This window comes from Deltaproteobacteria bacterium (assembly GCA_020848745.1).
Taxonomy (GTDB): Bacteria; Desulfobacterota; Binatia; order UTPRO1; family UTPRO1; genus UTPRO1.
Genome location: JADLHM010000045.1, coordinates 1 through 19,820, shown reverse-complemented (window position 1 = coordinate 19,820; position 19,820 = coordinate 1). Strand labels below are relative to the sequence as shown.

21 protein-coding genes are annotated in these 19,820 nt (G+C 72.4%); 11 read left to right on the top strand and 10 right to left on the bottom strand.

What is annotated here, in order from left to right; all coding sequences use genetic code 11:
* Window positions 1-128: 128 nt before the first annotated feature.
* From IT293_05745 to IT293_05725, 5 genes are all read right to left on the bottom strand, one after another.
* Window positions 129-623 (bottom strand): peroxiredoxin, encoded by a 495-nt coding sequence (locus IT293_05745; GenBank protein MCC6764148.1) that lies wholly within the window; start codon window positions 621-623, stop codon window positions 129-131.
* A 66-nt stretch (window positions 624-689) separates the two neighbouring features.
* Complete coding sequence (locus IT293_05740) at window positions 690-1,751, bottom strand: hypothetical protein (GenBank protein MCC6764147.1); 1,062 nt, start codon at window positions 1,749-1,751, stop codon at window positions 690-692.
* A complete protein-coding gene (locus tag IT293_05735) occupies window positions 1,736-2,506 on the bottom strand; it encodes a hypothetical protein (protein ID MCC6764146.1) in 771 nt (256 codons plus the stop codon). The genes IT293_05740 and IT293_05735 overlap by 16 nt, the downstream gene beginning before the upstream one ends.
* Before the next feature lie 56 nt (window positions 2,507-2,562).
* The gene (locus IT293_05730; protein ID MCC6764145.1) at window positions 2,563-3,126 is read right to left on the bottom strand and encodes a response regulator transcription factor; all 564 of its coding nucleotides are present in this window, start codon (window positions 3,124-3,126) and stop codon (window positions 2,563-2,565) included.
* Window positions 3,123-4,523, bottom strand: coding sequence for a HAMP domain-containing histidine kinase (locus tag IT293_05725; protein ID MCC6764144.1), 1,401 nt, complete (start codon window positions 4,521-4,523; stop codon window positions 3,123-3,125). The genes IT293_05730 and IT293_05725 overlap by 4 nt, the downstream gene beginning before the upstream one ends.
* A 27-nt stretch (window positions 4,524-4,550) precedes the next feature.
* On the opposite strand from IT293_05725, the gene IT293_05720 reads away from it, so the two are divergent.
* From IT293_05720 to IT293_05705, 4 genes are read left to right on the top strand one after another with little or no spacing between them, the layout of a single operon-like run.
* Complete coding sequence (locus tag IT293_05720; GenBank protein MCC6764143.1) at window positions 4,551-5,534, top strand: hypothetical protein; 984 nt, start codon at window positions 4,551-4,553, stop codon at window positions 5,532-5,534.
* Window positions 5,535-5,547: 13 nt separating this feature from the next.
* Window positions 5,548-6,753 (top strand): acyl-CoA dehydrogenase family protein, encoded by a 1,206-nt coding sequence (locus tag IT293_05715; GenBank protein MCC6764142.1) that lies wholly within the window; start codon window positions 5,548-5,550, stop codon window positions 6,751-6,753.
* Window positions 6,750-7,196: a ribonuclease HI gene (gene rnhA / locus IT293_05710; protein ID MCC6764141.1), complete on the top strand. Its 447-nt coding sequence runs from the start codon at window positions 6,750-6,752 to the stop codon at window positions 7,194-7,196. Before IT293_05715 ends, rnhA begins: the two co-directional genes overlap by 4 nt.
* The gene (locus tag IT293_05705) at window positions 7,193-8,068 is read left to right on the top strand and encodes a hypothetical protein (protein MCC6764140.1); all 876 of its coding nucleotides are present in this window, start codon (window positions 7,193-7,195) and stop codon (window positions 8,066-8,068) included. The genes rnhA and IT293_05705 overlap by 4 nt, the downstream gene beginning before the upstream one ends.
* A gap of 43 nt (window positions 8,069-8,111) precedes the next feature.
* On the opposite strand, the gene IT293_05700 is transcribed toward IT293_05705, so the two are convergent.
* Window positions 8,112-8,381: a hypothetical protein gene (locus IT293_05700; protein ID MCC6764139.1), complete on the bottom strand. Its 270-nt coding sequence runs from the start codon at window positions 8,379-8,381 to the stop codon at window positions 8,112-8,114.
* A 164-nt stretch (window positions 8,382-8,545) separates the two neighbouring features.
* Window positions 8,546-9,814, bottom strand: coding sequence for an MFS transporter (locus IT293_05695; GenBank protein MCC6764138.1), 1,269 nt, complete (start codon window positions 9,812-9,814; stop codon window positions 8,546-8,548).
* A gap of 105 nt (window positions 9,815-9,919) precedes the next feature.
* On the opposite strand from IT293_05695, the gene ilvD reads away from it, so the two are divergent.
* The 5 genes from ilvD to IT293_05670 all read left to right on the top strand — a co-directional run bounded on the left by ilvD (window position 9,920) and on the right by IT293_05670 (window position 16,150).
* Window positions 9,920-11,815 carry a dihydroxy-acid dehydratase gene (ilvD, locus tag IT293_05690; protein MCC6764137.1) on the top strand — a complete coding sequence of 632 codons (1,896 nt, stop codon included), beginning with the start codon at window positions 9,920-9,922 and terminating at the stop codon, window positions 11,813-11,815.
* A gap of 113 nt (window positions 11,816-11,928) precedes the next feature.
* Window positions 11,929-13,095 (top strand): hypothetical protein, encoded by a 1,167-nt coding sequence (locus tag IT293_05685; GenBank protein MCC6764136.1) that lies wholly within the window; start codon window positions 11,929-11,931, stop codon window positions 13,093-13,095.
* Between the two features lie 572 nt (window positions 13,096-13,667).
* Window positions 13,668-13,928 (top strand): hypothetical protein, encoded by a 261-nt coding sequence (locus tag IT293_05680; protein MCC6764135.1) that lies wholly within the window; start codon window positions 13,668-13,670, stop codon window positions 13,926-13,928.
* 355 nt (window positions 13,929-14,283) lie between these two features.
* On the top strand, window positions 14,284-14,625 hold the full coding sequence (locus tag IT293_05675; GenBank protein ID MCC6764134.1) for a carboxymuconolactone decarboxylase family protein: 342 nt from the start codon (window positions 14,284-14,286) through the stop codon (window positions 14,623-14,625).
* Window positions 14,626-14,635: 10 nt separating this feature from the next.
* Window positions 14,636-16,150: a glucan biosynthesis protein G gene (locus tag IT293_05670; GenBank protein MCC6764133.1), complete on the top strand. Its 1,515-nt coding sequence runs from the start codon at window positions 14,636-14,638 to the stop codon at window positions 16,148-16,150.
* A 41-nt stretch (window positions 16,151-16,191) separates the two neighbouring features.
* Here IT293_05670 and IT293_05665 read toward each other — a convergent pair whose 3' ends face one another.
* The 3 genes from IT293_05665 to IT293_05655 all read right to left on the bottom strand — a co-directional run bounded on the left by IT293_05665 (window position 16,192) and on the right by IT293_05655 (window position 18,059).
* The gene (locus tag IT293_05665) at window positions 16,192-17,013 is read right to left on the bottom strand and encodes an SDR family NAD(P)-dependent oxidoreductase (protein ID MCC6764132.1); all 822 of its coding nucleotides are present in this window, start codon (window positions 17,011-17,013) and stop codon (window positions 16,192-16,194) included.
* A 185-nt stretch (window positions 17,014-17,198) separates the two neighbouring features.
* Window positions 17,199-17,612: a hypothetical protein gene (locus tag IT293_05660; protein ID MCC6764131.1), complete on the bottom strand. Its 414-nt coding sequence runs from the start codon at window positions 17,610-17,612 to the stop codon at window positions 17,199-17,201.
* Window positions 17,613-17,684: 72 nt separating this feature from the next.
* Complete coding sequence (locus tag IT293_05655; protein ID MCC6764130.1) at window positions 17,685-18,059, bottom strand: DUF3237 domain-containing protein; 375 nt, start codon at window positions 18,057-18,059, stop codon at window positions 17,685-17,687.
* Window positions 18,060-18,395: 336 nt separating this feature from the next.
* On the opposite strand from IT293_05655, the gene IT293_05650 reads away from it, so the two are divergent.
* Window positions 18,396-19,106, top strand: coding sequence for a VWA domain-containing protein (locus tag IT293_05650; protein MCC6764129.1), 711 nt, complete (start codon window positions 18,396-18,398; stop codon window positions 19,104-19,106).
* 137 nt (window positions 19,107-19,243) lie between these two features.
* The coding region (locus IT293_05645; protein ID MCC6764128.1) for a hypothetical protein at window positions 19,244-19,820 on the top strand (577 nt) is incomplete at its 3' end.

Genomic DNA, 19,820 nt, shown 5'->3' with positions numbered 1-19,820 from the left:
GTGAGCCGCCGCGAGCGCAAGGAGCGCGACCCGACCGCGTATCTGTGCGATACGCCGAGGGTCGCGCGACGCCGTCGATCGCGGATGGATCGCGATTCGCAGCCGAAACCGATCCGTGGCGCAGACTCCTAGCGCGGCATCCCGCGCAATGCGGCGATCGCCTCGCTCACGTGCTTCGTCGCCTGGAACTGCGAGTTGAACGTGCGCTGCACGACGCCCTGCTTGTCGATCACGAAGGTCACGCGCCCGGGCAGGAGCCCGAGGGTCGCGGGGACGCCGTACTGCCTGCGCACCACCCCCCCGCGGTCCGAGAGCAGGAGGAACGGCAGGTCGTACTTCGACGCGAACTTCTCGTGCGCGCCGCCGCCGTCGGAGCTCACGCCGATCACCTCGGCGCCCACGTCCTTGAAGTCCTCGTACTGGTCGCGGAACGCGCAGGCCTCCTTGGTGCAGCCGGGCGTGTCGTCCTTCGGATAGAAATAGAGCACGACCGCCTTCTTGCCGCGGAAGTCGCTGAGCGTGACGGTCTTGCCGCTGGCATCGGGGAGCGCGAAGTCCGGCGCCTCTTGCCCGGCCGTGATGGCGGGGTCGCCGCCGCCCGTGATCGCATCGAGGAGTCCCATGGCGCGGCTGACTGCCACGGATCGCCGGCGCGCGTCCAGACGGGCGACGCGGGCGGGCGACGCGGGCTAGAACAGCCAGCTCAGCCCGCCGCGCACGCGGTACTGCGGGCGCAGGCCTTCCTCGGGACGCACCACCGGCAGATCGCCGGCGAGCTCGGCCGCGAGCGACGTGCCCCACGTGAAACTCATCGCCGGCCCGAGGTAGGCGAACGTCAGCGGGGCCGATCCCCCGTCCGGAGCCGTGCTCTCGCCTTCGAGCGTGTCGGTGCCCTGGTGCTTGCCGGAGCTCACCAGCTGGGCCGCGAGCGTGTACTCGTGGTCGAGCAGGAGGAACACGCCGGCGCCGACGAACCAGTTGGTCTCGTCGCCGTACTGATAGCGATAGGCGCCCTCCATGCGGATCGCGTGCTGCACCGACCACGTCGTGAAGAGCCGCTTCCAGCTCGCGAAGGCCGAACCGCCGACGATGCCGTCGATCGAGCCCGAGCCGAGCGCGAGGTCGTGGCCGTTGATGCCGCTCGGGCTGCCTTCCGGGATGTGGTGCGCCGACGCCGCGCGGCCCGAGATCGCGAGGGCGGACGCCGCCTCCGATTCCCGCCGCAGCTTCTGCTCCTCGGCGAGCTTCTGGGGATCGCCGCTCGGCATCTTGAGGCCGCCGGTCATGGTGAAGCGCAGGACGCTGTTCGTGGTGACGCGGCTCCACGGCCGCAGCACGCCGATCAGGGCCACGTCGCCGAAGCCGCTCACGTTCCCCTTCGTCATCACGCCGTCTTTGATCCGGTCGTCGACCAGGCGGCGGTTTCGCAGGCGGTGGTAGTCACGCGCGATGATCGGAACGTTCACCTGCAGGCCGAACTTCGGGTGGAAGTCGTAGCCGAGGAAGAGCTGCGTGATGAAGCTGTTGAGACGCTCGCCCTTGTCGACGGGCCGGCCCGAAGCGTCGGGAAGCCCGGTCTCGAAGCGCGTGCCCTGCTCCGCGACGCCCGCGATCCAACCGACCCGCTCCTCGCGCATCGCGGTCGCCGTGTAGACGGCGCAGACGTCGCACGCGGCCGTCGGCGCCGCCGGCGCAGCGAGCGCGGCCGCCGCGAGGACCCGAGCGAGCCGTGCGGTCAGAGCCCGGGACACGCGAGATCCGCCGAGAGTCCGGCCGCGGCGCGCAGCACGTTCACGCCGTCGGTGACGCTCGGCGTGCCGCTGCCGTCGACGTCGCACGCCGCCATGACGGCGCACGTGCTCGCGAGCCCGGCGGCCGCGCGCAGCACGTTCACGCCGTCGCTCACGGTGACACTGTCGCTGCCGTCGGGGTCGCCGCAGCCCGGGATGGCGCACGTCGTCTCGTCGTTCGTGAGCCAGGCGGTATAGCTCCGCGACGCCGCGTACGCGGGGGCGTCGGTGGTGAGGCGAAAGCCGATCGGCTGGCAGGCCCGCTCGCCGGCCGGCAGCGTGAGCTGCCACTCGGGGTGGCGGTGCAGCTCCGGCGCGGTCCCGAGGACGACGGCCGCGCCGACGCGGTCGAGCTCGGCGCCCGCGAGCTTCACCGCGACCGTCGGACCGACGTCGGTGAGCTCGATCGTCACCGTCGTGCCCGGCGTCAGGGAGAAGAAGCCGGCGGGCAGGTGCGAGGGCGGCTCGAAGGCGGGATCCTCCGCGGTGTAGAGCACGACATCGCCGACCCGGGCGGTCTCTTCGAGCACGATCGGCAGTCCGAGGTTGTGATCGAGCGCGAGCGCGCCGCCGTCCACACCCGTCGCGCCGACGTAGATGAAGGGAACCCCGGTCTCGTGAGCGGGCGCCGGCCGCGCCGGAATCGTCAGGAGGAGAAGCGCGAGCGCCGTCGCAGCGAACGGCGGCCGAGGTCGATCGGAAAACGTGGTCGTCATCGCGCGGCACCGTAGCGACGAGGCGGCGCGGGCGGAATGCGACACGTCGTCGCAGGTCAGCTGCGCGGCGGGTACTTCTGGAGCTTCCGCTGCAGCGACCGTCGGTGCAGGCCGAGGCGGCGTGCGGCCTCCGAGATGCTGCCGCCGCAGTCGGAGAGAACGCGGCTGATGTGCTCCCACTCGGCGCGCGCGAGCGAGGGCGCCGTGTAGTCGGACGGCGGCGGGTCGAGCGGCGGCGCCTCGCCGCGCGCGAAGCCGGCGAGAATGTCGTCGACGTCGGCCGGCTTCTGGAGGTAGTAGACCGCGCCGATCCGCACGGCCTCGATCGCGGTCGCGATCGAGCCGTAGCCGGTGAGCACGAGGATGCGCGTGCTCGGGTCGAGCGCCTTCAAGTCGCGCACCAGCTCCAGCCCCGACGGACCCGGCATGCGGAGGTCGACGACCGCCATCTCGGGCGAGTCCTCGCGGGCCCGCGCGAGCGCCTCCTCGTAGCCTCCCGCGGCGCGAACGTCGTAGCCGCGCTCGCCGAACGCGCGCGCGAGCCGCGTCCGGAACACCTCGTCGTCGTCGACGATGAGCAACGAGGGCGCGGTCGCGCCGGCCGTACGTTGGTCGCTCATGAGGCCGCCCGCCTCACCATGCCGTCCGGCGCGTCGCGGTCAATGCGACGAACCGTCGCAGCGCCCGCCCGCGGCAGGACGACGGTCACGGTGGTGCCGCGTCCGAGCGTCGAGGCGATCTCGATCGAGCCGCCGACGCGCTCGAGCACGGCCCGCGCGAGGAAGATCCCGAGCCCCATGCCGCGCGCCGCGCCGTCGCGGTTCTTGGTCGTGAAGAACGGCTCCCCCGCGCGCGCGAGGACCCCGGGCGTCATGCCGGCGCCGCGATCCGTGACGACGACGCGCCACGCGCCGCCGTCCGCGGCGCGCGCGTCCGCCGCCGGCGCGACCTCGACGCGCACGGCGCCGGTCGAGGCTTCGAGCGCGTTCTTCACAACGCCGCGGAGCGCCTGGACGAGCGCGCGGGGGGGACCGTCGGTCCACGCGGCATCCGCGTCGGCGCCGGCGATTTCGACGCGCGCGCGCTCCGCGAGCGTCTCGGTCGCGGCGGCGAGGAGCGCGGCGATCGTGGTCGCGGTCGGCGCTTCGCCCGCGCTCTCGCCGGCGTCGGCGGCCATCTGCTCGAGGATGTCGCGGCAGCGCTGCACCTGCTCGCGGATGAGGCGCGCGTCGGCCGCCGCCGACCCGCCGGCCGCGTCGGCGCCGAGCGCGCGCTCGAGCTCCTTCGCGACGACGGCGATCGTCGAGAGCGGCGTCGCGAGCTCGTGCGCGGCGCCGGCCGCGAGCGTCGCGAGTGATGCGAGCTTCTCGTGCCGGACCGCATCCCGCAGCGCCTCGGCGAGCTCGGCGTCGCGTGCCGCGAGCGCGCGGCGCACCCGTTGGATGAAGTAGACGATGAAGGCCGCCGCGACGCCGAACGCCACCCACATGCCCCGCACGTGCAGGGAGATCGGGGGGTCGCCGGCCATCCCGTGGTCGTGCCCCATCCCGTGATCGGCGATCGGCAGCGGCACGTACGCGAAGAAGAGCGCGAAGAAGAGCGCCAGCGAGACGCCGGCGAGCGCCCACGTCGAGCGGGCCGGCAGGATCACCGCCGCGAGGGCGACGTTCACGAGATAGAGGAAGCTGAAGGGGTTGAAGGGGCCTCCGGTGAAGTAGAGAACGGCGGTCAGGAGGCCGACGTCGAGCAGCATGACCGCCGCGAGCATCCCGTCGTCGGCCGCCGCGCGCCGGCGCCACGCCGCGAGCCCGAGGTTGCTCGCCGCGCCGATCGCCAGCACCGCCACGAGCGCCGCGAGCGGCAACGCGATCCCCATCAACCGGTCGACCGCGAGGATCGTCGCGAGCTGCCCCGCGAGCGCTCCCCAACGGAGCGTCACGAGCCAGGAGAGGTCGATGCCGCGTCTGGCCTCGCGCGCCATGGTTCGTCCCGCACTACTCGACATTGCGGGCGGCATCCACCGGAGCCCCACGGGGAGCGGCGCGTGATCGACGGCGCGCGGATGGCCCGCCCGGCGCCGATCGTGTTACGACCCTCGCCGATGCGCGCGGCGGCGGGGATCCTTCCCCCTCTCCTTTTCTCCTTCCTGCTCGTCTACGGGCGCCGCGACGCCGCCCGGGTGCTCGCGAGCGATCTCGTCGCGTCCCCCTCGACCGGCTGCGAGTGCGGGCGCTTCGACGCCGAGCTCGCCCGGGCGCGCGCCGCCTACGCGAGCCGGCAGCAGGACGTCGAGGTGCCCCTCACACCCGTCATGCATCTCCGCTATCGCGCCCGCGTCGACGAGACGTACGCGCGCGCGACCTGCCTCGCCGGCTGCGAGAGCGTGCCGGAGCTCGACCGCAATCGCGTCCGCGTGCTCCTCGCGGAGTCGGGCTTCAAGGAGGCGAGCCTCGGCGCCGGCGAACGGCGGAACCGGCTCGGCGCCATCGTCCCCGCCATGGAGCGCTGCCTCGAGATCGAGCCGACCAACACGGGCTGTTTGATGTGGCACGCGGCCTCGCGCGGCGTGCTCGCCCGCGGCAGCTTGAATCCGTTCAACATCCGGCTCCCGGTGCAGCTCATCGACGAGTTCCACCGCGCCCGCGGCGGCAAGCCGCCCGGGCTCGACGCCGACGGCGCCGCGACGCGCGGCGAGGCCGCCATGCTGCTCAAGGTGCCGCGCTACGCCGGCGGCGATCCGTCCGCGGGGCGGACGCTCATCGAGGAAGCGGCGACGACCCCCGGGTTCGCGTGCCGACTCTCGAACCGCCTCGTCGTCGCCGAGGCACTCGGCCGCACCGGCGATCTACCGGGGACGCACCGCGAGCTCCGCGCCATCGTCGACGGCGGCTTGCCCGCCTGCGGGGAGGAGCGCTACGAGAACGCGATCTCCCTCGAGAAGGCGGCCCGCTGCCTCGCGCGCCTCGAGGTCGCGCCGACGACCGATCCCGGCTGGAACGACGACTGCCGCCGCGACATCCGCCAGTGACCATCCCGACGCCATGGACTTGACCGACACCGAGCGCCTGCTCCGCGACACCTTCCGCACCTACTTCACGCGCGAGATCGAGCCGCACGTCCCCGCGATGGAGAGCGGCGCCATGCTGCCGTACGCGCTCATGCGGCCGATGCACGACGCGCTCGGCCTCGACGCGCTCCTCGCCCGTCCCGGGACGCCGGGCCGATCTCGCGACGCCGGCGACCCGCGCGAGATCGGCGCCGGCGATCCCTCGGGCTTCGGCGCCAACACGATCCGCTACGCGCGCAGGACCTTCACCGTCGAGATGGCGCGCGTCAGCCCGTCGTTCGCGCTGAGCTACGGCGCGAGCCTCGGCCTCTTCGCGGGCAACGTCCTCACCAAGGGCACGCCCGAGCAGATCGAGCGCTTCGCCCGCCCGGTGCTCCGCTGCGAGAAGATCGGGTGCTGGGGCCTCACCGAGCCCGGCAGCGGGAGCGACGCGCTCGGCGGGATGAGGACGACCGCGCGCCGCGACGGCGATCACTTCGTCCTGAACGGCAGCAAGACCTTCATCACCAACGCCCCCCACGCCGACGTGCTCCTGATCCTCGCGCGCCTCGAGGGCGAGGGCGACGGCGCCGGGTCGATCCAGAGCTTCCTCGTCGAGCGCGGCACACCCGGGCTCACGACCGGCCCGGCGATGAAGAAGATGGGCATGCGCGGCTCACCCACCGGCGAGATCTTCCTCGACGACGTGCGCATCCCCGCCGACCAGCTCCTCGGCGGCGGCGTCCGCGAGCGCGGACACGTGAAGGCGAGTCTCGCGAACGAGCGCGTCGGGCTCGCGGTGCTCTCCTACGGCATCATGGAGCGCTGCTACGAGATCGCCCGCGACTACGCGCGCCAGCGCCGGCAGTTCGGCCGCGCGATCGCCGAGTATCAGATGATCCAGAGCCGGCTCGCCCGCATGTACGTCGCGGTCTCGAACTGCCGGCGCATCGTCTACGCCGACTACCTCGCCGGCCGCGCCCTCAAGGAGTCCGTCGCCGACATCTGCGCCGGCAAGCTCTACTGCGCCGAGATGGGAACCTTCGTCGCCTTCGAGGCGATCCACATCCTCGCCGGCAACGGCTACATGGAGGAGTACGTCGTCGAGCGGCTCGCCCGCGACGCGAAGCTCGTCGAGCTCGGCGGCGGCACGACCGAGATGCAGATCCTCACCATCGCCCGCGAGCTCCTGCAAGGATGACCTCCGTCGAGATCTTCACCGACGGCGCGTGCCAGGGGAATCCCGGGCCGGGCGGCTGGGCCGCGGTCCTCGTCTCGGGCCCCCACCGGCGCGAGATCACCGGCTACGCGCCCGCCACCACCAACAACCGCATGGAGCTGCAGGCAGCGCTCGAGGGCCTGCGCACCCTGAAGCAGCCGTGCGAGGTCGATCTCTTCACCGACTCGCAGTACCTGAAGAACGGCATGCAGAGCTGGCTCGCCAAGTGGAAGCGCAACGGCTGGCGCACGGCCGACAAGCAGCCGGTCAAGAACGCCGACCTCTGGGAAGCCCTCGACGCCGAGGCGTGCAAGCACACGATGCGCTGGCACTGGGTGCGCGGCCACGACGGGCACGTCGAGAACGAGCGCTGCGATTTCCTCGCCAACGAGGCCATCCGGCGGTGCGGACCGGTGCCGACGTGAGCCGCGCGGTCGGCACCGCGACCGTCGTCGCCTACGGCTCCCTCATGAGCGGGCTCGGCCTCGCCTCGTTGGCGCCGCTCCCCGTCGCCGACGCCCGGCGCGTCCGGCTCTCGGGATGCCGGCGCGGCTTCGGGAAGCTCTCGCAGTACGGCGACCGCTTCGCGATGGTCCTCGAGCCGACGGCGGCCGACGCGCCGATCCGCGCGACCGACATCGACGCCGCGACGTCGACCGACCCTGCGACCGGCATCGACGCGCTCGCGCTGACGCTCCGCATCCCCGAGCTCGCGCGCGTGGCGCAGCGCGAGGGGTACCGCGCCGACGCGCTGCTCGCGCTCGGGCGCATCGCCGAGAGCCGGGGGACGAGCCTCGGCGCCCATCTCTTCGCGCTCGCGGAGGGCGTCGGACACGACGTCGCGCGCTATCGCCGCGCGCTCGCCGACGCGGTCGACTACACGTCGCCGCACTACGTCCCGCACCCGGTCGCGATCGACGGCGACGTTCCAGCGCTGGTATTCCTCCCGCCCGGCCCCGAGGGCAGCGGGCGCGACGATGTCGTCCCGATCCGCGTGCAGACGGCCGAGACGCGCGTCCTGACCTTCCGCCGCGCCTGGAGCCTGAAGCCGAACCCGAGCCAGCTCGCGTACGCCGCGATGTGCATCCTCGGGGAGTGCCACGGGCTCTCGCTCGCCGACCTGGTCGGCGACCTGCGCGCCTACCCGCCGCTCGCGCGCCTCCTCGATGCGCGGCTCGCGCCGGAGCTCGCGGTCGAGCGCGAACGCTTCCGCGAGGTGCTCCGCCTCGGGGTCGAGCAGTACGCGGCGCGCTTCCCGAGCGCGCCGCGGCGCGCCGCCTTCGTCGGCGGCGCGTGACGGCGGCGCGGTGCCCCCGCGCCGCCGCGTCGCGCGCGGGCGATCAATTCGCCATCGGATCGGGAACGACCTTGCCGCCCTTCTCCTTGCACTCCTTCTCGCTCGTCTTGACGATCCCCTGCCCCTTGCAGGCGTTCTTGCCGCCGCAGGCGTGCCCGGCGCCCGCGCAGGCCCCCTGGCCTTTGCACGCGTTGATGCCCGAGCAGTAGACCTCGCCGCCCGTCTTGCCCGCGTCGGCGCGCGCCCCGACAGCCCCCGACAGCACCAGGCCGGCAGCCGCCGACGCCATCAGGAATCCCGTGACCTTGTTCATGTGCACTTCTCCTTCTGTGATGGTTGGTCCGACTCCCGCGTCGGAAACGCGTGCGCGCCATACCAGCTCCCGCCGCTACGATGCCAGTGGGGCGCGCACAGACGCCGCCGTTCCGGAGCGCCGGCACGACCCCGCGAGCGCGTGCCCCGGACCGGCGCCACCCGCTACTCCACCGCCGGCCGCGCGAGCGCGGCGAGCGCCACGAAGCTCAGCGCGCCGGCGCCGGCGAGGTAGAGGCCGACGAGCCAGAGGCCGCCCGCGTCGGCGAGCGCCTGCGCGATCATCGGCGCCAGGCCGCCGCCGATGATGCCGCCGACGTTGAAGGCGATCGACACGCCCGTGTAGCGAACGCGCGCCGGGAAAAGGCCCGGCAGGAAGGCGCCGAGCGGTCCGTACACCAGCCCCATGACGAAGAGCGCGCCGGCCAGGAACACGAAGACCAGCGCCAACGACCCCGCGCCCATGAGCGGGGCGAGCGCCGCGCCCGCGCCGACCGCGAGCACGCAGCCGCTCATGAGCACGCGGCGCGGGCTCGCGGCATCGGACCAGTAGCCGGCGACGATCGTGCCCGCGGCCATGAAGAGGATCGCGCCGAGCTGGAGGGCGAGGAAGGCCTCGCGCCCGTAGCCGAGGGTCCGCGTGCCGTAGCCGAGCGCGAAGACCGTCGTCAGATAGAAGAGCGCGAAGCAGCAGACGACGGCGCCCGTGCCGCCGAGCACGGCGAGAAAGTGTCCGCGCACGACCTCGGCGAGCGGCACGCGCGGCGGCGGCGCAGCGGCGAGCGCGGCGCGGAACGCCGCCGTCTCCCCGAGCCGGAGCCGCACCCAGAGCCCGAGCGCGATCAGCGCGATGCTCGCGACGAACGGCAGCCGCCAGCCCCAGGCGACGAACTGCTCCGGCGTGAGCGCGAGCCCGAGCAGGAGGAAGAGTCCGTTCGCGGCGATGAAGCCGACGGGCGCGCCGAGCTGGGGGAACATGCCGTAGCGCGCCCGCCAGCCGGGCGGCGCGTTCTCGACCGCGAGCAGCGCCGCGCCGCCCCACTCGCCACCGAGCCCGAATCCCTGCCCGAAGCGCAGCAGGCAGAGGAGCGCCGGCGCGATCCACCCCGCCTGCTCGTACGACGGCAGAAACGCGATCGCGAAGGTGGAGAGCCCCATCAGGAGCAGCGACGCGACGAGCGTCGATTTCCGGCCGATGCGGTCGCCGAAGTGCCCGAACGCGACCGCCCCGACCGGACGCGCGACGAACGCGACGGTGAAGGTCGCGTACGCCGAGAGCAGCTGTGCCGACGGACTCGCCGCGGGGAAGAAGAGCGCGCCGAAGACGAGGCTCGCGGCGGTCCCGTAGATGTAGAAGTCGTAGAACTCGACCGCGGTGCCGACCAGGCTCGCCAGGAGCACCCGCCGCGTCGATGCCGATCCCGCCCCGTCCATCGTGGAGCCGCAGTGCTACACGGTACGGGCGCGGGATGGCCAGCCGGCCCGAGGGCGGGGCCGGGGCGGTGGGCCGGCAGGTGATTTCCATGTAGGGTCGAAGGCATGAGCGCTCTCGGATTTCGCAGCCGCACCTCGACCGCGGGCCGCAACATGGCCGGCGCGCGCGCCCTCTGGCGCGCGACCGGCATGACGGACGCCGACTTCCAGAAACCGATCATCGCGATCGCCAACAGCTTCACGCAGTTCGTGCCGGGCCACGTCCACCTCCACGACGTCGGGCAGCGCGTGAAGCGGGTGATCGACGAGGCCGGCGGCTGGGGCGTCGAGTTCAACACGATCGCCGTCGACGACGGCATCGCGATGGGCCACGGCGGGATGCTCTACTCGCTGCCGAGCCGCGACCTCATCGCCGACAGCGTCGAGTACATGGTGAACGCGCACTGCGCCGACGCGCTCTTCTGCATCTCCAACTGCGACAAGATCACGCCCGGCATGCTGATGGCGACGATGCGGCTCGACATCCCGACGATCTTCGTCTCGGGCGGGCCGATGGAGGCCGGCAAGATCGCCGGCACGCACGACCGCGACGGCAAGCCGCTCGGGGGGGCCGCCGAGGCCCAGACCCGGAAGCTCGACCTGATCGACCCGATGATCGCGGCGAGCGATGCGTCGGTCTCCGACGCCGACCTCGAGCAGATGGAGCGCTCCGCCTGCCCGACCTGCGGCTCGTGCTCGGGCATGTTCACCGCGAACAGCATGAACTGCCTGAACGAAGCGCTCGGCCTGGCGCTGCCCGGCAACGGCACCCTGCTCGCGACCCACGCGCGGCGCTGGGAGCTCTTCGAGGCGGCCGCGCGGCGCATCGTCGCGATGGCGAAGCAGCGCTACGTCCAGGGCGACGACGCGGTCACGCCGCGCAAGATCGCCACCTTCGCCGCGTTCCAGAACGCGATGGCCCTCGACATCGCGATGGGGGGCTCGACCAACACCGTGCTCCACATCCTGGCGATCGCGCGCGAGGCCGGCGTCGACTTCCGCATGGAGCACATCGACGAGCTGTCACGCCGCGTGCCGACGCTCTCCAAGGTGGCGCCCGCGTCGCACTACCACGTCGAGGACGTCCACCGCGCCGGCGGCATCTTCACGATTCTCGGCGAGCTCGACCGCGCCGGGTTGATCCACCGGAGCGTCGGCACCGTCCACGCCGCCACGCTCGGCGAGGCGATCGACCGGAACGACGTCCGGCGCCCCACGGCGAGTGCGGACGCCAAGGAGCGGGCCCTCGCCGCGCCCGGCGGCGTTCGCACGACCGTCGCCTTCTCGCAGGACGCGCATTTCGCGACCCGCGACGACGACGACGCCGCCGGCTGCATCCGCGACGCGGCGCATGCTTACACCACCGACGGCGGTCTCGCCGTGCTCTACGGCAACATCGCCCGCGACGGCTGCATCGTGAAGACGGCGGGCGTCGACGAGAGCATCTGGAAGTTCGAGGGACCCGCGCGCGTTTTCCACTCGCAGGACGCCGCCTGCGACGCCATCCTCGCCAACGAGATCAAGCCGGGGGACGTCGTCGTCATCGTCTACGAGGGCCCGAAGGGCGGCCCCGGCATGCAGGAGATGCTCTACCCGACGTCGTTCCTGAAAGGGAAAGGCCTCGGAAAATCCTGCGCGCTCGTGACCGACGGCCGCTTCAGCGGCGGCACGAGCGGGCTCTCGATCGGCCACGTCTCGCCCGAGGCCGGCGAGGGCGGCACGATCGCCCTCGTCGAGGAAGGCGACCGGATCCGCATCGACATTCCCGCTCGCACGATCGACGTCGTGGTGAGCGCCGAAACCCTGGCGCGGCGCGACGCGGCGATGCGGGCGCGCGGCGCGGCGGCCTACCGGCCGGAGCGCGACCGCGAGGTATCGGCGGCGCTCCGCGCCTACGCGGCGATGACGACGAGCGCCGCCATGGGCGCGGTGCGCGACGTGACCCAGATCGAGCGGCGCTAGGGCACCGCCACTAGTCAGGAGTCCGCACCACGGAGCGCTTTCGACCGCGCATCGCGATCCTAGCGATCGCCGCCATACTCGGGATCGGGGCCTGCGCGCGTCCGGTCGTCGTGATGCGCGGCGGCCCGGTGCAGGCTCGCGACTGCGCCGCCGGCGACGGCGTGGAGTACGCCGCGTTCCTGATCGGCGATGCCGGCGCGCCGACGCTGCCGCGCGGCGACTCGGACGCGATCGTCGATCCCGTCCTCCGCGGGCTCCACGACGACGTCGCCGCGGCGGTCGGGGCGCTCGGGCCCGAGCGCGTGCTCGTGCTCTTTCTCGGCGACAACGTCTACTGGGACGGCCTTCCGCCCGAGGGTCATCGCGACCGCCGGCACGGGGAGCGCGTGCTCGAGGCGCAGATCGCGGCTTCCGCGCCGGCGCGCGCCGTATTCCTTCTCGGCAACCACGATTGGCACGCCGAGGGGCCGCAAGGCTGGGATCGCGCCCTCGCGCAGCGTCACTTCCTGGAGCGCTTCGCGCCGCGCGTGCGGATGCTGCCCCCCGGCGGCTGCGCGGGGCCCGAGCGGCTCGACCTCGGACCCCACCTGCGCTTCGTACTGATCGACCCGATCGGCTTCGGCCATCTCATGGACCACCCCGACGAGCACGTGCGCGCATGTCCCGAGCGGACCGTGCGCGACGCGTACCTCGATCTCGCCGCCGAGTTCGACGCCCCCGAAGGCCGCCACCTGGCGCTCGCGGTTCACCATCCGCTCGTCACCGCCGGACCGCACGGCGGACACTTCGGGTGGAAGCAGCACCTCTTCCCGCTCACCGATTTCTGGCCCTGGGCGTGGATCCCGCTGCCCGTCATCGGCTCGACCTATCCGCTCGCGCGCCAGCTCGGCGTCACCGACACCGACGCGACCAGCGAGTCGTACGGGCGGTACATCCAGGCGATCTATCGCGCCACCCGCCCGCTCGTTCCGCTCCTGTACGTCGGCGGCCACGAGCACAGCCTGCAGGTGCACCGCGACATGATCGGCGGCTACTACCTCGTGAGCGGCGCCGGCAGCGTGCGCAAGGTCGATCGGGTCGTCGAGGACATGGGCACCGTGATGATGGCAACAGCACGACCCGGCTACATGCGCCTCGACGTGACCGAGCGCGGCGCCCTCGGCCTGACCGTGCTCGCGCTCGACGCCGAGCGGCCGGAGCCCGTCTACGCGCACTGCCTCGCCGACGGGCCGCCGCAAGCGCGGAGCGGGCGCGCGCGGCCGACCGCGGCGAGTCCCTGACCGGCACGATCGCGGCCCGCCGTAGTGCCTCGATTCGATTTTCGCGCGACGGAGTCATTCGGAAACGGGGGCCGCAGGCGGGCGGGTCGGGGCCGGCCTCTACGGTCGCCGGGGTCCTGCCACCCAGCGCGTACGGCCCGCCGGTGCCTTCCTGTCTTGCGGACAACGCGAGCTGCGGCTCCCCGAAGCCGGTCCCGACCCGCCCGCCTGCGGAAGCATCTTCCCGTCTTCGGGCAGCCGTCGAGCGCGGCGCAGCGAGTCTGTAGTGCGGCACGGCGAGGTTGCGCCGGCTGCTCTGTCCGTACTGCGACGCCTCGGCGGTGGGTGGGTCCGGGACGGCTCCGGGGAGCCGCAGCTCGCGTTGTGCGTAAGCCAGAGAGGTTGCGGCGTGTCGTACGCGCTGGGTGGCAGGATTCCGGCGACCGTAGGAGGCGTCCCGGACCCACCCACCGCCGACCCCGAACGCCGAGCGCGCGCGACGGACCGGAGCTTCGGCGCATGCTCGAACTGAGACACTACCCGGCCCGCCGCGGCATTTGCGTCGCGGGACGCGTTGTGCGACACGCGCCCGCATGCTCGCGACGACGATCGGCCGGATGGGGATGGTGGCGCTGCTGTTGGCGTTGGTCGCCGGAGCGTGCGGCGACAGCGGCGGCGACGACGACCAGGCCTGTCACGAGTGCAGCACGAACGATGGATGCGACGGCGACCAGGAGTGCGCACGCGCGGTCGACGGCGAACTCCGCTGCTTCGACACCGGCGAGGCGACCTGCAAGCTCGGTCGGGTCGAGGTCGGGCGGGCGCCGACGCCGACGCCGCTCGCGACCCCGTAGCGCGCCGCGCCGGAGCCCGCAGCCTCCGCGAGTTCGGGGCATCTCCTCCGACCGGGCGCCGGCGTCCGCCGCGGCGTGCTCCGCGGCGCGGCCGGAGAGGCGGAGCACGCCGGTTTCTGCTACGCCACCCGCCCATGGGCGACGACGAGCTCAGCGAGTTCATGGAGTACCTCGGATGCCGCAACCTCGGCATGCGGGACGGCGCGTTCATGATCGAGCTCGCCCTCGAGCCGCGCCACATGAGCCGCGCGAGCCGCGCGCACGGCGGCGACGTTCTTTCTCACCGAAACGATCCGGCAGCCCAACCGCGAACGAGTCTCACGACGGCGGGCCCCGCCGCGAAAGGAGCACTCTCATGCAGTTCCACGGCGTCGACGTTCCCCGGCAGTTCAAGCGCATGCGCGAGCTCGCGCCCGAGCCGTTCCGCGCCTGGCTCGAGTTCGACAAGAAAGCGTTCGAGGCGGGCGCCCTCGACAACAAGACAAAGGAGCTGATCGCGCTCGGCGTCGCGCACGTCACCCAGTGCCCGTGGTGCATCGACGCGCACGTGAAGAGAGCCGAGAAGGCGGGCGCGAGCGAGCGGGAGCTCGCCGAGGTGATCTTCGTCGCCATGGCGATGGCGTCCGGGGCGGCATGGAGCCACGGCGGGCTCATGCTGCAGTGCCAGGACGAAGCCCACGCGCCGAGCGCCGGGTAGTCGGCGCGCGATGCGTCCCCCCACGCGCGCCACGTTCCTCGCGTGCCTGCTGCTCGCGGCGTTGCCGAGCGCCGCCGCCCGGGCGTTCGACTTCGACGACGTCGCCGCGCTCGCGCAGGCGCGGGCGGAGCGCCCCTATCACCGGGAGAACCGGCCGGTGCCGGAAGAGCTCCGCGCCCTCACCTACGACCAGTATCGCGACATCCGCTACCGCCCCGATCACGCGCTCTGGCGTCCCGAGAAGCTGCCGTTCGAAGTGATGTTCTTCCACCTCGGGAAGTTCCAGACGGCCCCGGTGCGCATCAACGAGGTCGGGCCCGCGGGCGTGCGCCACATCGCGTACGAGCGCGCCGACTTCGACTACGGCAAGAACCGGCTCTCCCCCGCGAAATGGGGCGACCTCGGGTTCGCGGGCTTTCGCGTCCACTGCGTGCTGAACGACCCGGCCTACAAGGACGAGCTCGTCGTCTTCCTCGGCGCGAGCTACTTCCGGGCACTCGCCGCCGGACTGCGCTACGGACTCTCGGCGCGCGGGCTCGCGATCGACACCGTCGGCGGCCGGGGCGAGGAGTTCCCCGACTTCACTGAGTTCTGGCTCGTCCGCCCGACCCCGGACGCTCGGACGCTCACGGTCTACGCCCTCCTCGACTCGCCGCGCGCGAGCGGCGCGTACCGCTTCGACGTGCACCCCGGAGCCGAGACGGTGATCGACGTCCGGGCCCGCGTCTTCCTGCGCGCGCCGGTCGCCACGCTCGGGCTCGCGCCCCTCACCAGCATGTACTTCTTCGGCGAGAACCAGCCGCACCGCGCCGACTTCCGTCCCGAGGTGCACGACTCGGACGGCCTCTCGGTGGCGACGGGCAGCGGCGAGTGGCTGTGGCGGCCGCTGCTCGATCCGGAGCGGACGTTCACGACGTCCTTCGCGATGCGCGACCTGCGCGGCTTCGGCCTCATGCAGCGCGACCGGAGCTTCGCGAGCTACGAGGACGCGGAGGCGCGCTACGAGCTCCGGCCGAGCGCGTGGGTCGAGCCCGTCGGATCGTGGGGGCCCGGGCGCGTCGAGCTCATGCAGCTGCACACGCCGGACGAGACCAACGACAACTCGGTCGCCTACTGGGTGCCGGAGGAGCTCCCGCCGATCGGCCGCCCGCTCGATTTCGCCTATCGCCTGCACTGGCAGGGCGCCGCGATGCAGCACCCCCCCGGGGCCTGGGTCGCCCAGACGCGCACCGGGCGCGGTTTCGCCGAGCTCGCCGGCGACGAGCGGCAGTTCGTCGTGGACTTCACCGGCCCCTCGCTCGCCGGGCTCGCCGCCGACGCGCCGGTGAAGGCCGTCGTCACGGCGCCGGCGAACGGCGAGATCCTCGAGAGCAACGCCTATCGCATCGAGGCGACCGGCATGTGGCGCATGCTCGTGCGGGTGAAGCAGCTACGGCCGAACGAGCCGACCGAGCTTCGCGGCTTCCTCCGGAACGGGAAGGACGTGCTCACCGAGACCTGGAGCAACATCGTCCCGGCGCGCTGACGGGAAGGCGTCGGTGACGGCCGCACGCCGGCGACGGAGCGTCAGCTCTCGCCGGTGTCCGACGCCATCGACTGCGCGTAGCCGGCGCGGACGAGCATCGACATCCGCTCGAAGAGCGCCTCGGGATCGCGGCGGCGCAACATCACGACCTCGTGCTCCATCCCGCTCGCGAGAATGAGCTCGCGCTTGCCGTCGGCGATCGCCACCAGCATCGCCTCGGCCGCCTCCGCGGCGGGCATGCCGTTCTCGATGGCGGCGTCGCTCGCGCCGCGCGCCGAGCCGTCGGCAAGGAGCGCGTTCCGCGACACGTTGGTCCGCACCGATCCCGGCGCGAACACGTGCACCCGGATCCCGAGGTGCTCGTTCTCGGCGCGCACCGAGTCGTGGTAGCCGACGAGCCCGTGCTTGGCGGCGCTGTACGCCGAGCGGAGCGGCGCTCCGACGAACCCGGCGACGCTCGACATCGCGACGATCCGGCCGCCGCCCGCGCGCACCATGCGCGGCAGCACCGCCTGCGTGAGCGCGATCGGCGCCAGCAGGTCGATCGCGATCATCTTCTGGTAGACGGCGAAGGCGGTCTCGACCGCGAGCGAGCGCTGCGAGACTCCCGCGTTGTTGACGAGGCCGTGGATGCGTCCCTTCCATGCCCACGCCCGCTCGGCGATCGCGGGGACCGCGTCGAAGTCGGTCGCCTCGAACGGCAGCACGAGGGCGTCGGCGCAGTCCCGCGCGACCGCCTCGAGCGCCCCGACGTTCCGGCCCGAGAGCACGACGCTCGCGCCGCGCGCCGCGAGCCCGAGGGCGAGCGCCGCGCCGATCCCGGAGGAAGCGCCCGTAATCCACCAACATTCGTTCGCGAACATGCGGTCGGGCTCCTAACTAGCTTTGAGACGAAACAGACTCCGTCGTGCTGCGCGTCATGGCGCACGCGACGCCGCCAGGTCAAGCGCGTCCCGGTCCGGCGGCTTCGTCGACGTGCACCGTCCGAGCGAGCCGGCGAAGACCGATCCTTCGTGATCGCATGACCCGGGAGCCACCCGTGCCCTCGCTATCCCTCGGCGCGCTCCGGTCGGGTGCAGTCGCGGATGAACTCGCGGACCCCTTCGCCGGCGATGAAGTGGCTGACGCAGCGGACGCCCTCGAAGAGCCGACGGAGCTCCGCTTCGGCGACATCCCCGTGCACGGCGACGTGGATCGGCGCTCGGTAGTGCTCGTCGATCCAGCGCGCGACGTCCCGACCCGTCTTCTCGTCGCGCCGGAACGCGTGCGTGAGGAGCAGGACGTCGGGCCGGTAGTCCTTGATGCTGTCGATCGCCTCGTCCGCCCAGCCGCAGAAGACCGCGAGCGTCTTCACCGGGATGTCGGCGGGCCAGAACAGCTCGACCCTCGCCCGGAGCTTTGCGAGTACCGCCGGGTCGTCGCAGACGACGAGCACCCTGGTCTTCTTCGCGAACCAGCTCACGCGCGCCCCCCAATGGATGCGGATCCGCAACGGGGAACGGACATCGCCTGCTCGCGTCCCCCGACCGGGCCGCTATGTCACTTCGAAGCAGCGGTACTCGACGCGACGGGGACCGACGCGTCCCTGGTTCAGCAGGAACGCGCCATTGAGCCATGCGTACCGTGGGTCGCCGGTCTCGAAGCGCGGCGCCGCGAAGAAGGTCGTCTCGCCGAACTCCGTATGGCCGCCGCCCGCGACGGCGGCAAGGACGTTCTCGGTCATGTGCAGGACGCCGGTGTACGAAACGTAGAGGAGCGCGCCGTCATGCGTCTCGATCGTGGCGCGCACGTCGAAGCGGCCGACGCCGTCGGGACCGATCAAGATCCAGTCGGCGCCGCTCGGAAGGACACGTCCCCGCAGGCGCTCTCCGGTCACCTCCCCGCCGGTGACGTCGAAGATCTGGCGCATCCCGTAGGGCCGACGCCGACCACGGCCGGTTCCCCGAGCGTCGCGTAGTACTCGCAGAGCAATTCGAGGCGGGGCGGATTCTTCATCGAGCGATGCCTCCCGGGTCGGCGCGGGAGCGGCGGCTGCCCGCGAAGGCGGAGGATAGCGGCCGGCTCCGGTCCTGGCCAGCCGGGTGCGACCCCCTCCCCGGCCGTGCAATTCAGGGGTTGCGCTTGCGGCCCCCCCCATTCGTAAACTAGGTGGAGCAGCATGGCCCCCACGGGCGCCGGCCGGAGAACGAGAGGCCGGGGATCACGGAGAGACAGGCCGGGAGGGCCTGAAGAAAGGGAGACGGTAATGAAGGGAATGGTGTGGTGTGCAGGAATCCTCGGACTGGTGCTCGCCGCGGGGGTGACGCCTCGGGCGGCCGAGGCCGATCTGGCAGGATGCGACCTGCCGAAGGTCGACAACTTCGTCCTGTTCGTCGACCAGTCGGGCTCGATGTACACGTCGCACTCCGAGCTCGGCGAGGTGAAGGAAGCGCTCGCCAAGCGCACGCTCCTCGAGCTGAACCAGGAGGTTCCGTCGAAGTTCTGCTGTCTGGACTCGGCGCTCTACCTGTTCGCGCCCTTCGAAGAGGTGAAGGCGTCGTACGTCTACGACCAGGGCTCGCTCGCGACGCGCATCGGCTGGATCCCGGACAGGCAGCCGGTCTCGCTGCGTCTCACCCCCATGGCCAAAGGCTTCGAGGAGCTCACGCCCGTCGTGAGCGGTCTCGAGGGCAAGACGGCGGTGATCGTCGTCAGCGACGGCGGGTCCAACACCGGCGGCGATCCGATCGCGGCGGCGCGCGCGCTCGTAGCGGCGAAGCCGGGCACGTGCCTGCACGTCGTCTCGCTCGCCGACTGCGACCGCGGTCGCGAGATCAACGCGGAGCTCGCCAAGATCACGCCCGAGTGCCGTTCGGTGGAAGCCCGGGAGATCCTCGGCAACACCGGCAAGATGCAGCAGTTCTCACGTGACGTGTTCTGCAAGAGCCGTCCGCCGTCACCGCGCCGCGGCGGCTGAGCTCGGCGTATCGGAAGTCGGGCGCACCCGCCCGGCCCGATCTGAGATGGTCCGCGCGGGCGGCACCGGCTTGGCTGGTGCCGCCCGCCGCGTTCCGGCGCCTGCCGCGGATCACTCCGTGCAGCGACGTTCCTCCCGTGGATAGAGCGCGCGCCGTGCCCGATGCCGTCTTCGTACCGCCGCCCCTCGGCGCGGACGCTCGCACACGGCCGGCCGTGCGGAGCGCGTTCCCCTGGGTGTGCGGGCCCGCATGGGACGCGGTCTGGATGCTCTCGGCGCTCTGGCTGGTGCCGCTCGTGCTGGTGCTCTCGCGCGGCGACGATCCCCGCGCCGGCTCGCTCGATCTCGTCTACGGCTGGCTGACGGCGCTCCTCTGGCTCGGGCACCGGATCGGCTCGACGTGGCTCGCCTACTGCACGACCGCCTACCAACCGCTCCGCCGGGCCGAGCCCGCGCGCTTCGTGCTGATCCCCGCCGCGATCGCGGTCGCCTGCTTCGCGATCCTGCTCCCCGCCGACGGCGCGCTCGCGTGGTCGCGCGCCGAGCGCGTCATGGCGCTCGCCATCCTCGACTACGCGCTCGTCACGCACCATTTCGCGGCCCAGCACTTCGGAGCGCTCCGGCTCTACCGCGCGCGCGCCGGCGGCGCCGACGGGCCGCTCAGGCGCCTCGACCGGATCTACGCGTTCGCGATCGGCGGCGCCTGCGTGGTCG